Raw genomic sequence first — 14,611 nt, 5'->3', positions numbered from 1 at the left:
GTAAGCTCGGTCGCCGCATCCATGCGGCTCACGCCCCCGCAACCGGACCCACCCCGCCTTCGACAGATCTCTGCGGTCTGTGGATCCACGCCATTCGTGGATGAATCTCTGTCGGATATCGAAATCAATCGGGGGTCAGATCCGTTTTCCAACGGAAAACGGATCTGACCCCAAGCCATTCCCCATGCCGTCCCCAGGACCCATCCAACCGCCACCGGGAAACTGTCGAAGGCGGGGCGGTGTCGGATTGCGGGGTGTCCGCGGCATGGATGCCGCGGCCAAGCCCCCAGGGACGGGTTTACGGCGTCCCCGCAATCCGACACCGCCTCGCCCAACCCACAGAAAACCCAGAGCCGCTTTGGCTTTGGCTTTGGCTTTGGCCGTTGCCCTGGCAGGTGCAGGGCGCAGCCCTGCCGACCCACCCTTCCCCTGCGCACGAAAACGATTTCACTGTTTTCAGCAAACCGTCATCCCTTCGCCACGCCAGTACCATATTGCGGAGCAGCATGCGCCCGCGGGCGACCCATGCTAAAAAACGCCCGCCCATCGCTTAGATCGATCCAAGAACGACGCTGCGATGGCCGGGAGTTGGGGGAGCAGCAACAGGACGTACCAGGCCACGCGCACGGTGCTACTGCCACTGCATGGCAATAGCGACAATGTCACTTCAAATTAGATCGATTCAAGTTGTCCGTGCCACGTCACCGGATCAATCCAGGAGAGAGGGAGAGATGGGAATGAAGCATTCAACACGTACGCATGGCCAGGACGTACTGGCGTTGGCCATCGCGCTGGCCTTGGCCGCCGCCGTCATTCCGGCTGGCGCCGCCGCGCAGCAGGCCGCTTCCACCGGCGCGCAGGACGCCACCAACTTGGACAGCGTCCAGGTCACCGGCTACCGCTACGCCATTGAAAAGAGCCTTGAGCAGAAGCGCGACGCCAACGCCGTGGTCGAAGTGATCACCGCCGAAGACGTCGGCAAGTTCCCCGACAAGAACGTGGCCGACGCACTGCAGCGCGTGCCCGGCGTGGTCATCACCCGCAGCGGCGGCGAAGGCAAGACCGTCAGCGTGCGTGGCCTGGCACCAGACCTGACCCTGACCCAGTTGAACGGCAACTACGTCGCCACGTCGGAAACCAACGACGAAGCGACCCGTTCGTTCAACTACACCCTGCTGCCGTCGAACATGCTGTCCAGCGCGGAGCTGTTCAAGTCGCCGGAAGCACGCATCGACGAAGGCGGCATCGGCGGCACGGTCATCCTGCACACCCGTCGTCCGCTGGACATGGAATCCAACTCGGGCTTCGTCACGCTCGAGGGCACCTCTTCCGATACCCACCACGATATCGACCCGCAGGCCTCGGCCCTGTATTCGTGGCACAGCAAAGATGAGCGTTTCGGCGTGCTGATCGGCGTGACGCAGCAGAAGCGCACCACCCGTACCATGGAAGCCAGCACCGAGGACTACCAGTGGTATGGCGCCGGCAAGGCGCGCGATGCCTATGGCAACGTGCAGGCGCAGGATGGCATCCACTACTGGTGGGGCAAGTCCGGTTTCAACAACCAGACCGGCGGCAACTACAGCGATTTCTTCATGCCGACGTCGGTCAACTTCGCGGTGAAGGAAGAGAAGCGCGAGCGCAAGGGCGGCCAGCTGACCTTCCAGTTCAAGCCGGTCGACAACGTCACGATGACGGCCAACTACTTCCGCTTCGAACTGCAGGGTGATTACACCCAGAACATGCTGAAGATTCCGGAATGGAGCATGGCCCGCTTCAATGGCGATGGAAACTGGGCCGGTGGACGCCTGCTCAACGGCCTGGACTTCGATCCCAGCGGCAACACCGTTACCGGCGCCCAGTTCGAAAAGCTGGCTGGAAAGACCTACTACTGCAATGAAGACCAGGCCAAGGCTGCCGGCCTCAAGCCCGGTGGCTGGGGCCCGGACGACTGCACGGTTCCGACGCCGCAGCTGACCGGTGGCTACAGCAAGGAAAAGGCGCTGTCGCAGACCGCTGACCTGACCATCGACTGGGACATCAGCCCGCTGTGGAAGGCCTCGTTCACCGGCGGCCGCACCTGGTCCGAAGGTGGTCCGTCGATGAACTTCCGGATGTCGGCCAAGCCGCGCCGCAAGGTCGGCAACGATTACCTGTCGGGCAATCTGTACAGCGCCTGGGATCTGACCGGCACGCCTTCGGCCACCTTCTCGCCCGACCTGCAGCAGCAGCTGATGAACGGCATCGCCGAAGTCGACACCGGCTCGACCGATTCGTCGTGGAAGCGCACCGAGGTCAAGCAGAACTACTTCCAGGCCGACGTCACCAAGCTGTTTGAATCCGGCTGGCTGGACTCCATCCAGTTCGGTGCCAAGTACCGTGATGGCAAGGTCCACCGCAACACCGGCAACACCTACTGGGTGTGCCCGGGCCGTGACCCGGCCGACTATGACAACAGCCGCTACCAGAGCGGCTGCGATCCGACTGCCGGCGATGCGCAGCCTGGCTTCTTCCTGTCCAACCCGATCAGCAACATCGCTGGTGGCTTCAATGCCAACGTTTTCCCGGGCATCAACTACCCGGCCTACATCGACTACCTGAACAAGACCTACGGCGGTTCGCACAACCGTACCGAGGAAGACTTCGTCTACAACGTCAACGAGAAGATCTATTCGGGCTACTTCCAGGCCAACTTCCGCACCGAGCGTCTGCGCGGCAACGTTGGCGTGCGCGTGGTGCGCACCAAGCAGTTCGCGCAGTCCTCCGACTCGATCGAGAAGTTCAACGACTACTTCCTGGACAACGCGTCCGGCGCGCCGATGGCGTGCACCGATCCGGCCGCTGCAGCCTACCCGACCTACAGCTGCGAGAGCGGCTTCGTGCGCCTGCCGCACGACCTGGCGCAGAGCAAGACCTACAGCCTGATCGGCGTGGATCGCACGTACACCGACGTGCTGCCGAGTTTCAATATCGCCTGGGACATCACCGACACGCTGGTGCTGCGTGGCGCCGCATCGAAGGTGATCGCCCGCCCCGGCTACACCGACATCGCAGCACCGGGCGCACTGAGCTATTACAGCGAAGAGTACGTCAATGATCGCCGCGTTGCCGGTGGCGCTTCGACCGCAGGCTGGGTGGGCCAGGGCAGCAACAAGCAGCTGGAACCGTTCAAGGCCACCCAGTTCGACCTGGGCCTGGAGTGGTACTTCCAGCCGGGCGCAGTCGCCGGCGTCGGCCTGTTCCGCAAGAACGTGGACAACTTCACTTTGCCGGTGGTGCGCGACACGCCGATGGTCATCAACGGTGAAGCGGTGAACGTGCAGCGCTACGAGACCCAGGCCAATGGCCGCGATGGTGTGTCGCAGGGCGTCGAGCTGTATGGCCAGTACACCTTCGATTTCGGCTTCGGCGTGCAGGCCAACTACACCTACAACGACACCAACCTGGCCTCGATTGTTCTGGACGGCCAGGAAATCGGCTCCTCGCCGCTGGTTGGCAGCGCCAAGAACCAGGCCAACGTCACGGTGTTCTACGAGAACGAGAAGTTCCTCGCGCGCGCTTCGTTCAACCGTCGCGGCCAGGTGGTCGGCGGGCTCAACAATGGCCTCACCGTCTACACCGAACCGTATGACCAGCTGGACCTGAATGTTGCCTACAACCTGACCCCGGACTGGACCCTGACCGCCTCGGTGATCAATGCCACCAAGTCCGAGCAGCGCGTGCACCTGGGCAATGACACCAAGGCCCGCCTCGTCTCCAACACCTACGCAGGCCGCCAGCTGTACTTCGGCGCCACCTGGAAGTTCTGAAGCACGACGGGTTGCGCGGGTACGCCCGGCGCAACCCACGCCCTGCTCCGGCGGGGACGTTCCTCCACGGCAGCCACGCTGGTACAGGTGGCTGCCGTTTTTTGTCGGCGCCTTGCCTGTCGTTCAGCCCGGCGCTTGACCCTGCCATCGTTGGAAGGTGCACACTGACTCCACCCCAAGAGCACCGAAGGAGCTACAGATGGAATTCCATGTTGAAGGCATGACCTGCGGTGGTTGCGCGCGCAGCGTGACCCGCGCGATCCAGCAGATCGATCCGAACGCCAGCGTGGTTGCCGACCCGCCGACCGGCCTGGTCAAGGTGCAGACCACCGCGTCGCAGGAACAGGTGTTCGCCGCGGTGAACGATGCAGGCTTTCCGCCTCGCACTGCCTGATTCCCTGAACTGCGTCCACAACGAAGCCCGCCCCGTGCACTGTCACAGGGCGGGCTTTTTGGTTCACGCGATATCGATTCAATGCTCCTGTGCGCGTCGCCGCACTGCACCGGTCTTCGCGGTATCAACCGGCCCCGGCGCCTCATCGTCCTCACCCAGCCGCTGCAGGATCGGGCACTCAGGGCGCTCGTCTCCCGCACAACAGCTGATCAGCGACTTCAGCGTGTCGGCCATCTGCCGCATGTGCTCGATGCGCTGTTCCAGATCGGCGATGTGCTGTTCGGCCAGATGCTTCACGTCGGCACTGTGCCGCGAGGTGTCGTTCCAGAGGCCCAGAAGATCGGTGATCTCGGCCACCTGGAAGCCGAGATCGCGCGCACGGCGGATGAAACGCAGGCGGTGGATGTCCGCCTGCGAATACGCCCGGTAGCCCGACTCGGTTCTATCAGCTGCGGGAATCAGGCCGATCTGCTCGTAGTAGCGGATCATCTTCGCCGACACGCTGGAGGCCTTGGCAGCTTCACCGATGTTCATGCGGATCTCCTTCAGTGGGTGGCAGCGGCGGCATCCGCCATCGGCGGCTGGAAGCGGCGCAGTCGCAGCGCGTTGCCCAGCACGAACACGCTGGACAATGCCATCGCACCGGCCGCGAACACCGGCGACAGCAGCACGCCCCACACCGGGTACAGCACGCCGGCCGCTACCGGAATCAACGCGGTGTTGTAGGCGAAGGCCCAGAACAGGTTCTGCCGGATGTTGCCCAGCGTCGCCTTGGACAGCGCGATGGCATTGGGCACGCCCTGCAGATTGCCCGACATCAGCACCACATCGGCCGACTCCACCGCGATATCGGTGCCGGTACCGATGGCCAGGCCGACATCGGCTTCGGCCAGTGCCGGCGCATCATTGATGCCATCGCCGACGAAGGCGACGTGGCCATGCGTGGCCTTCAGGCGGCGCACGGCCTCGACCTTGCCTTCCGGCAGCACCTCGGCCACCACCTCATCGATGCCCAGCTCGCGCGCGATCGCCTGCGCGGTACCGGCGTTGTCACCGGTGATCATCGCCACCTTCAGGCCGAGCTGGTGCAGTGCCGCGATCGCGGCCGGCGTGCTCGGCTTGATCGGATCGGATACCGCGATGATCGCGGCCAGGCGGCCGTCGATGGCGGCATACAGCGGCGACTTGCCCTGCGTTCCAAGCTGGGTGGCCAGCGCCGCGAACGGCGTGATATCCACCCTCAGATCGCGCATGAAACGATCCGCCCCCACCTCCACGCGCGCGCCATCAACGCTGGCACGCACGCCCATGCCGGTGACCGATTCGAAATCGGCTATCGCCGGCAACGCGATGCCCTGCTCGGTGGCCGCATCCACGATGGCGCGGGCAATCGGATGCTCCGAGCGCGACTCCGCTGCCGCCACCGCCCCCAGTACCGTACTGCGATCAAAACCGTCGGCGATCTCCAGGTCGGTCAGGCGCGGGCGGCCTTCGGTCAGCGTGCCGGTCTTGTCCACCGCCACCACCTGCGCGTCCTTCAGCAGCTGCAGCGCTTCACCCTTGCGGAAAAGCACACCCATTTCAGCGCCACGGCCAGTACCGACCATGATCGAGGTCGGCGTGGCCAAGCCCATCGCGCAGGGGCAGGCAATGATCAGCACCGCCACCGCATTGACCAGCGCGAAGCTCAGCGCCGGCGATGGACCGAAGATCAGCCAGACCGCGAAGGTCGCCAGCGCGGCCAGCATCACCGCCGGCACGAACCACAACGTGACCTTGTCGACCACCGCCTGGATCGGCAGCTTCGAGCCCTGCGCCTGTTCGACCATGCGGATGATCTGCGCCAACATCGTCTGCGCGCCCACCGCCGTGGCTCGCACCGTCAGTGCGCCCTTCTGGTTGACCGTGCCACCGACAACGCTGCTTCCCGGCTGCTTCTCGACCGGAATCGGCTCGCCGCTGATCATCGACTCGTCGATGTAGCTGCGACCCTCGACCACCTCGCCATCGACCGGCACGCGCTCGCCCGGGCGCACTTCCACCACGTCGCCGCTCTGCACTTCATTGACCGGGATGTCGACGGTGCGGCCGTCACGGATCACATGGGCGACCTTGGCCTGCAGGTTGACCAGGCGCTTGATCGCCTCGGAGGTACGGCCCTTGGCCCGAGCTTCAAGGAAGCGGCCGAGCAGGATCAGCGCGACGATCACCGCCGCCGCTTCGTAGTAGACGTTCACCGTGCCCGGCGGCAACAGCCGCGGTGCAAAGGTCGCTACCACCGAATAACCGAACGCCGCGGCGGTGCCCACCGCCACCAGTGAATTCATGTCCGGCGCCAGCCGCAGCAGTGCCGGGAAGCCCTTCTGGTAGAAACGGCGGCCGGGAATGGCCAGCACCAGGAGGGTCAGCACGAACTGCAGGTACCAGCTGGCCTGCATGCCGATGGTGGCCATCACCCACTCGTGCATGCCGGGAATCAGGTGCGAACCCATCTCCAGCACGAACACCGGTAGCGCCAGCGCGGACGCCACGATCAGGTCGCGTTTCAGTCCGGCGCGCTCGGCATCCTTCTTTTCTGCAGCCTCATCGTCGGACTGCACGCCGGCCTCGATCAGGTGTGCGGCGTAGCCGACCTTGTCGATGGCCGCCACCAGCGCGTCAACGCCTGCCACGCCGCGCACGGTCGCACGCTCCGTGGCCAGGTTCACGCTGGCCTGGCTGACGCCCGGCACCGCCAGCAGCGCGCGTTCCACGCGACCCACGCAGGAAGCGCAGGTCATGCCTTCCACGGCCAGTTCAACGGTAGCGGCGGGCACGTCATAGCCCACCCGCTCCACCGCCTGGATCAGCGCGGCCCGATCGACCGGGCCCGACGGGCGGATATCCGCGCGCTCGGTGGCCAGATTGACCGAAACACTGCCCACACCTTCGACCTTGGACAGCGCGGCCTCGACCCGGCCGACACAGCTGGCGCAGGTCATGCCCTCGATGGGCAGGCTGATGGTGGCGGGGCTTGCGGGGGCTGCAATGGCGCGGAGCGTGCTCATGATCGGATTCCCGGGGTTCCTTCTGGATGCGGACAGGCTAAACCTTGCCATCGTGGGAAGGTCAAATCCAGCCGCCACGTCCAGCCGGTATCGCCGGGCCAGGCCCGGCGTACCGCCCGCAATCCGCCTCAGAAGGTGAACACGTACTCCAGCGCGAACTCGCGGCCCACCGCGCCGAGCAGGCGGGTCGGGGCGAAGTCATAGTCCAGCTTGTACGGATCCTTGTGGTTCCAGCTGGCCGAATTGAACACGTTGTTGACGTAGACGTTGACCTTGGCGCGTTCGGTCACCTGGTAGCCCATGTTGAAGTTCCAGGTGATGAACGGCCCGACCCGCCCGTAGTAGCGCGTGGTCTGCTGGCCGGCGTTCGGGTTCGGGTTGGGCGAGCCATCCGGACGTGTTGCCGGTTCCAGGCAGTTCAGCGACGGGCTGTCGCTGGGCACATAGCCATCAGCGAACGGCAGACAGCCACCCGGGTTGTTCAGGCGATCGGTGCCCCAGTGGTAGCGCACGCCCGGCACCGAACCGATGCGGTCGGCATAGACATTGGCGTTCCAGTTGCCGCGCTGCCAGGCCAGGCTCGCGCGCAGCTTGCTGCGCAGGTCGCGGTCACGACGCTCCGGGTTCGGGTCGTTGGCGTAGCGCTGTTCCTTGGTCGAGATCTGGTTGGTGTAGTTCAGGCCCAGCTGGAAGCTGCCCCACTGCGCGGTTTCCAGGCGATAGCGCGCGGTCAGGTCGATACCGCGCACTTCGCGGCTGGCCAGGTTGAACGGCCCGCGCTCGATCGATACCAGACGGCCGTTGCTGTCGCGGTTCACGCGGGCCAGGATGCCGGCGCAGTATTCGCCACCGGCCGGATTGGCCCACGGTGTACCGTCGATGTTCTTGCCGGTCAGGCAGCCGGCTTCGCTGGCCAGCACCTCGTCGGCGCCGACGTCGACGATCATGTCTTCCAGCTTGATCGCCCAGTAGTCGGCACTGACCGACAGATTGGGCATCACATCCCAGACGAAACCGACCGTCCACGAATCGCCGGTTTCCGAACGCAGCAGTGGCGTGCCGCGGCGGTTCACGTCGAAGGTGTACCAGACGTCGGTGTTGCCCACGCCGCAGTTGTTGACCAGGTAAGCGCCGCTCTGGATGCAGCGCAGGCGGTCATAGGTCTGCACTTCGGAGCTGCTCGGCTGGCCCAGCAGGTAGTGCATGTCCGGCGCATGGAAACTGGTGGCGTAGGAGCCACGCACCAGCAGCGACTCCACCGGGCGCCATTCCAGGCCGACGTTCCAGGTGGTTTCCTTCTGGCTGCCGATGTCCAGCGCTTCGCCGCTGTTGTCAGCCTTGTAGTTGCCATAACGGTCATAGCGCGCGGCCGCAGTGGCGGTCACGCTCTCCAGCAGCGGGATCTTGAACTCGACGCCGGCCGAATAGCGGGTGCGCTCGCCGCCGCCGCGATCGACGTTCTGCAGGTCGAAGTCGATACCTGCACGCGGATCGGGGCTGAGCTGATAGCCCTGCTGCGCGACTTCGGCCACTGCCGCGAACGAAATCGGACCCGCCCACCCTTGGAAAAGCTCGCCGGTGATGTCCGCCGAAGCCTGGTTGACCCACGATGATGCGCGGTTCCTCGCCACCGTGCCCATCTGCCAGTACTGGTCCGGCGTCAGCGGATTCCACCAGCGCGATTCGTTCAGTGCGTAAATCGCCTCGCCATCGGCGGTGGTGCCCAGCTTCGGACCCAGGAAGTAGTCATACGACTTCTGCTTGTCGACCACGTTCTGCCGTTCTTCAACGCGGTAGTAGGAACGCCCCACTGTGGTGCTCCAGTCGAAGCGGTCAGCGAGGCGGCCACGCAGGCCGGCGCTCCAGTCCCAGGACAGTTCGCGGTTGGTGTTGCGCAGCGTATCCAGGCCACCGACTTCATTTGGCGTGAACTGGCGCACGCCCAGGATCGGGCGGTTGCGGTTGGCATCCCAGTAGTAGCCGTTGTCGTCGTCGATCAGCGACACGCTCGGCGGATTGGTGCCCCAGATCGCTTCGGAGCGGTAGACGGCCAGGTTGGTCCAGGCCTGCAGGTCATTGCTGAAGTCGAAGGTGGCATACAGGTTGCCGGACACGTTCTCGGCACCGCCCGTAAGCAGCCAGTTCGCATAGTCCGCACGCATGCCGCACAGGCGGCCGGTGTTGGTGATGGTGTTGGCGGCGTAGTTGTAGACCAATCGATCCGCGGTGTAGTACTCGCCATCGAACTTCTCGCAGGTGCCGGTGGGCGGCGCCAGGCGCTGACCGGTGGTCGGATCGATCAGCGCCAGGCCGGCGGTGGGACGGAAGCCGACTTTGCGTTGTTCCATGTTCCAGGACGGATACGGTGCATCATCGGCGTCGTCCATCTGCGGGCGGTCACGGCCAAACAGCGGGTCGCGCTTGGTGTACTGCAGTGCGTAGGTCACGCTCCAGTTGTCGCCGGTCCTGCCGCCGGCCCAGGACAGATCCCACGTATCGCGGCCGCCTTCGGTGGAGGTACCGCCGCGCACGCGCACTTCGTCGCCGTCGTAGTTGGTCTTGAGGATGACGTTGACCACGCCGGCGATCGCATCGGAGCCATAGATGGCCGAGGCGCCACCGGTCAGCACTTCGATGCGCTCCACCGCCGCGGCCGGAATGTTGCCGTAGTTGGAGAAGTTGGTTTCACCGCCATACGGCAGCGGGTAGTCCGCCACGCGACGGCCGTTGACCAGCAACAGCGAGCGGTTCGGGCCCATCCCGCGCAGGTTCAGGCCGCTGGCGTTGGGCGTGTGCGAGCCCCATTGCGAGGCAGCTTCAACGGTGCCGGTCGCTTCGGTGAGCGTCTTCAGCGCGTCATACACGCTGACGAAGCCCTCTTTCTGGATCTGCTGCGCGGTGATCACGTTGACCGGGGCCGGGCCTTCGACACTGGCGCGCTTGATGCGCGAGCCGGTGACGGTGACCGCGTCGAGATCCTTGGTAGACGAGCTTGAGGCTTGCTGCGCATTGGCAGCCAGGGGAAGCAGGGCCAGGATCAGGGCCTGGGACAGCAGGTGGCGATGCTTGTGGACGATCTGAGCCATGGTGGTTGCTCTTCGAAGATGTGGACGCACGGGCGGACGGTGGCGCGGCACTACGACGGATCCAGGCGCTTGGATCGGTTCACGACCGATATGGCACCTCCCCTGTGGATCGATCCAAACTAAAGCACAGCTGAACCACGCCCGGCATGCGGCGGCGCAGCAACAGCCGGCGGAATGCCGCTAGCGGCCACCGACATCCATAACAATCAATAAGTTGCGACACATCGCTGAGAGAACGGCGCACGAAGTAGTGACACGATCACGACAACCGCGCGCGGAACGGTTTTGTCCGCCCTCAGCGATTCCCCTCACCCGATCGAGTCGGGACGAAGCGGTCATTTCGGAGCGCGTAGTGGCTCGACGTATCGCCTCCGGGTCCGATACCCCACCACTCGATGGAGAACCCGTCCCCCTGCCAGATGACCGAGGAAAAGTCGGATTCACTGTTGGATCGCCCTGAGTTCTGGCTCACCAGAGACAGGGTTTCAAGGCAGCTGCTGATCAACACCCTGCCGCGCTCAATGGGCTTCGGCACGGTCAATTCGTAGACGAACAGATGGATCTCGCGCCCAGCGCCACAACGTCCCATCGGGTTGGAAGCGTTTGAATCGAACACCTGATACAGCGCGCGAAAGCGCTTCTCCCCGATCCGATGTACGCGCGTGTCGAGGAACGCGCCCCGCGCGGTTGGCTCAAGCCTCACACCAACCATTTCGGGGTCAACCTGCAGGTCCTTGTCGGCAGTCACCTCCCGCACCCACTCCGGTGCATGCCCTTCACGTGCGCCGATGGCAATGGCTGGCACCACGCAGACAAGCAGCAGGAACAGTCGAAACATGCGGGAATTCGTTGGCGAACGACGGTATGAACCACTATCGGCAATCACCGACTGCGCCGCCATGCGACGGCGCACCAGCGTATCCATTTCAACGACTTGGCCTGCCGCCCCAGCCGTTCGAACGTGCTGTAAGCGTCACTTCTTCGGCCGCAACGATGGGCAGGCCCGGGGTCGGAGCCATTCTGCGAAGGGATCCGACCCCGGGGCCCAAAGAGCAGCCGAGCGTGGGCTCGGCTCTACAGAAGAAGCGGGCTACCTTGCGCCGTCCAGCGCCTGCCGCAGCGCGGCAACAGTGGCGGTGGCGGTCTGGCTCCAGTCCGGGTCCAGCCCGCGCAGCGCCGGGTTCTGGAACTGCATCACCGACCGGCGCAGGCCCTTGGCTGAGGCGTGCAGTTCGGTGCAGCCGGTCCGTCGCGCAACGGCGGCGATATTGGCCGGGCCCAGCCCCGCGCCGGCCATCACACTGATGCGTCCCTTCGCCTTGGTCACCAGGCCCGCCAGCACTTCGGCACCGGCCTCGGCGCTGACCTGCCCGCCCGAGGTCAGCACGCGCTGGCAGCCCAGCCCGATCACCTGTTCCAGCGCTGCCGGCAGGTCGCGGGCCGCATCGAAGGCGCGATGGAAGGTCACCTGCAACGGCCCGGCCGCCTGCATCAGTTCACGGCACAACGCCACGTCAACGCCGCCCTGCACATCCAGCGCACCGATCACCACGCCATCGCAGCCCAGCGCGCGGCACTGCGCGATGTCACGCAGCATCAGTTCGGTTTCCAGCGCGTCGTAGTGGAAATCACCCGGGCGCGGGCGCACCAGTACGAACAGCGGAATCGACAGGCGTTCGCGGGCAATCGCGATGGTGGCAAACGACGGCGTGGTGCCACCCTCGACCAGGTTGTCGAACAGCTCGATGCGGTCGGCCCCGCCGGCCTGCGCCGCCAACGCCGAGGCCAGCGAGTTGCTGGCGATCTCCAGGGTCAGCCGCGTGCTCACGCCTGGGTGCTCGTGTAGATCGACGGCGAATCGCGCAGATCATCCTGGCGCTGCGCATCGCACACGGCGTAGACGAAGCCGCGATGCAGCGCGTAGGCGCCCACCTCGCCCTGCTTGTTCATGGCCAGGAAGCACACCTGCAGGGTCTTGCTCGCCTCCGGCCGCTTGCGCATCACACGGTCGATTGCCTCGCGGCAGGCCTGTGCCGGCGAGCGCCCCTGGCGCATCAGCTCAACCACCAGGAATGAAGCGGCGTTGCGGATCATCTCCTCACCCACGCCCGAGGCGGTGGCCGCACCCACTTCGTTGTCGACGTACAGGCCGGCACCGATGATCGGGCTGTCGCCCACGCGTCCGTGCAGTTTCCAGGCCATCCCACTGGTGGTGCAGGCACCGGCCAGATGGCCCTTGGCGTCCAGTGCCAGCATGCCGATGGTGTCGTGGTTGTCGCTGTTGCCGGGAATACCCCGGCGCTCGGCATTGATCTGTGGCTGGTACTTCTCGGTCTTCAGCCACTCGCGCCAGGCCGCTTCGGCCTGCGGCGTCAGCAAGTGCTTGCGCTCGAAACCCTGCTGCACCGCGAACTGCTGCGCGCCCTCGCCCACCAGCAAAACATGCGGGCTGTTTTCCATCACTTTGCGGGCCACCGACACCGGATGCAGGATGTCGACCAGCGCAGCCACCGCACCACAACGGCCATCGCCATCCATGATGCTGGCATCCAGGCTCAGCACGCCATCGCGATCCGGGTTGCCGCAATGACCGACGGTGGGGTTGCACAGCTCACTCTCGGCCCAGCGTGCGCCCGCTTCCACCGCATCCAGCGCGCTGCCGCCCTGCGCCAGCACCTTCCATGCGGCCTGGTTGGCCGGCACGCCGAAGTCCCAGGTCGAAACCACCTTGGCCCCACCCTGCGTGCGCGCCTGCACGCCCGGCAAAGCCGCCATGCCTGCGGCCAGTGCGCCGGCCTGCAGGAACTGCCTGCGATCCACCATCTTCCCCTCCCAGTCTGCAATGCACGGCCGGCCCGATGCCGGTCGTGCCGATCAGTCGTGCATGGGCTGTCGTGCGGCGTGCCAGACCGCTGCACCGAGTACGCCCAGCTGGCCGTGCTCCACGCGCCATACCGGCACCTGGCGCAGCACCTCGGTCAGCACGCCCTTGTTGAGGAAGCGCTCACGGAAGCGGCCATCGGCCAGGAAATCCTGCACATGCGCGGAAATGCCTCCGGCCAGGTACACCGAGCGTGCACCGACGGCGATCGCTGCGTCGCCGGCCAGGCTGCCCAGCCAGGCGCAGAACACCTGCAGCGTCTCCACCGCCAGCACGTCTTCACCGCTGCGGGCGGCACCGATCAGTGCTTCGGTACTGGTCCACACCGGGGTGACGCCGCGCAGCTCGCACAGGCACGGATACAGGTTCATCAGGCCACTACCGGACAGCACGCGCTCGTTGTCCACGTGCGCCCAGCGCTGCAGCAACTTGCCCAGCACCTGCAGTTCCAGCGCGTTGCCGGCGCCGAGCGCGGCGTGGCCGATCTCGCTGGCCAGCACCGGGCGCCCGCCATCGGCGAAACGCAGCGCGGCGCCCAGGCCGGTGCCCGCGCCCAGCACCAGCGCCGGGAACGCCTGTGCCGGATCGGCGTCGCCGTTCAGTGGCACCAGGGTTTCCGGCTGCAGGTACGGGATAGCCAGCGCCACCGCTTCGAAATCATTGATCAACTGCAGCTCATGCAGCCCGGACTGCGCGCGGGTGGCCGACAGCGAGACCGTCCACGGCAGGTTGGAATTGATCAGTACATCGCCATCGAGCAGGCCGGCGATGGCCACCACCGCGGTCTGCACTGGCTGGCCAAGGCCAGCGGTGAAATCAGCAAGGATCGCCGCCAGGCTGGGATGCTCGGCGCAGGCGTAGGTGCGATGGCTGCCCAGCAGCGGCGCCTGGCCGGGTTGGGTTCCAGCCAGCGCAAGGCGGGCGAAGGTGCCACCGACATCGGCGACCACCAGACAGCGCGGAGGACCGCCGCGGGCGGAGTCGGAGGAAACCGGGGACGCTGCTGCGATGGTCACGCTGGCCTGCTTGGATCGATTGAATCGCCCCGATTCTCAGGCATCGGGGCGGCTTTGCCTAGCACGCCGATGATTCAGGTTGGCCTACATGCCTTCCTGTTCGGCCACCTGCACACCATCCACCAGCACGCGCAGCCGCTGCGGGCGGAAGCCGGCAAACAGCAGCGGCCGGGTACGCTCGACCAGCACTTCGTGGCCTGCGATGTGGCGCAGCCACGACTGTACCAGCGAGAAGGAGAAGTGCGTGCCCGGATGCAGCGGGTGCTGCACCCAGACCTTCTCGGTGGCGCTCTGCAGCAGCATCGCGCCGGTGAACCAGTGGCGGCTGAGGGTCACCGGCGTGGTGCCGGCCATGAAGCGGATATCCATGCGGGGTCC

General features: G+C 65.5%; 10 protein-coding genes. 2 read left to right on the top strand and 8 right to left on the bottom strand.

Translation table 11 applies throughout. From position 1 onward, the window contains the following. Positions 1 to 731: 731 nt before the first annotated feature. Together AC5QAH_RS11940 and AC5QAH_RS11935 are read left to right on the top strand one after the other, a co-directional pair. Entirely contained in the window at positions 732 to 3,809 is a 3,078-nt protein-coding gene (locus AC5QAH_RS11940) for a TonB-dependent receptor (RefSeq protein WP_049453303.1), read from the top strand. Between the two features lie 199 nt (positions 3,810 to 4,008). Beyond that, positions 4,009 to 4,203 carry a heavy-metal-associated domain-containing protein gene (locus AC5QAH_RS11935; RefSeq protein WP_019338512.1) on the top strand — a complete coding sequence of 65 codons (195 nt, stop codon included), beginning with the start codon at positions 4,009 to 4,011 and terminating at the stop codon, positions 4,201 to 4,203. A gap of 78 nt (positions 4,204 to 4,281) precedes the next feature. Here AC5QAH_RS11935 and cueR read toward each other — a convergent pair whose 3' ends face one another. The 8 genes from cueR to AC5QAH_RS11895 all read right to left on the bottom strand — a co-directional run bounded on the left by cueR (position 4,282) and on the right by AC5QAH_RS11895 (position 14,602). Then, positions 4,282 to 4,737, bottom strand: a complete 456-nt coding sequence (gene cueR, locus AC5QAH_RS11930; RefSeq protein ID WP_495232353.1) for a Cu(I)-responsive transcriptional regulator — start codon at positions 4,735 to 4,737, stop codon at positions 4,282 to 4,284. Positions 4,738 to 4,748: 11 nt separating this feature from the next. Next, the gene (locus AC5QAH_RS11925; protein WP_495232352.1) at positions 4,749 to 7,250 is read right to left on the bottom strand and encodes a heavy metal translocating P-type ATPase; all 2,502 of its coding nucleotides are present in this window, start codon (positions 7,248 to 7,250) and stop codon (positions 4,749 to 4,751) included. Between the two features lie 128 nt (positions 7,251 to 7,378). Further along, positions 7,379 to 10,336: a TonB-dependent receptor plug domain-containing protein gene (locus tag AC5QAH_RS11920; RefSeq protein WP_495232351.1), complete on the bottom strand. Its 2,958-nt coding sequence runs from the start codon at positions 10,334 to 10,336 to the stop codon at positions 7,379 to 7,381. A 295-nt stretch (positions 10,337 to 10,631) separates the two neighbouring features. Further along, on the bottom strand, positions 10,632 to 11,261 hold the full coding sequence (locus AC5QAH_RS11915) for a hypothetical protein (protein WP_239682753.1): 630 nt from the start codon (positions 11,259 to 11,261) through the stop codon (positions 10,632 to 10,634). Positions 11,262 to 11,426: 165 nt separating this feature from the next. Further along, entirely contained in the window at positions 11,427 to 12,164 is a 738-nt protein-coding gene (locus AC5QAH_RS11910) for a copper homeostasis protein CutC (RefSeq protein WP_049453315.1), read from the bottom strand. Beyond that, positions 12,161 to 13,159: an isoaspartyl peptidase/L-asparaginase gene (locus AC5QAH_RS11905; protein ID WP_049453317.1), complete on the bottom strand. Its 999-nt coding sequence runs from the start codon at positions 13,157 to 13,159 to the stop codon at positions 12,161 to 12,163. Before AC5QAH_RS11905 ends, AC5QAH_RS11910 begins: the two co-directional genes overlap by 4 nt. 51 nt (positions 13,160 to 13,210) lie before the next feature. Next, entirely contained in the window at positions 13,211 to 14,233 is a 1,023-nt protein-coding gene (locus AC5QAH_RS11900; protein ID WP_043397228.1) for a glucokinase, read from the bottom strand. 84 nt (positions 14,234 to 14,317) lie between these two features. Beyond that, positions 14,318 to 14,602: a hypothetical protein gene (locus tag AC5QAH_RS11895; RefSeq protein ID WP_005409434.1), complete on the bottom strand. Its 285-nt coding sequence runs from the start codon at positions 14,600 to 14,602 to the stop codon at positions 14,318 to 14,320. Positions 14,603 to 14,611 lie beyond the last annotated feature (9 nt).

This window comes from Stenotrophomonas sp. YJH_SMC_43, assembly GCF_059372535.1.
Note: the sequence above shows the minus strand (reverse complement) of the source record. Positions and strands in the feature narration are given on the sequence as shown.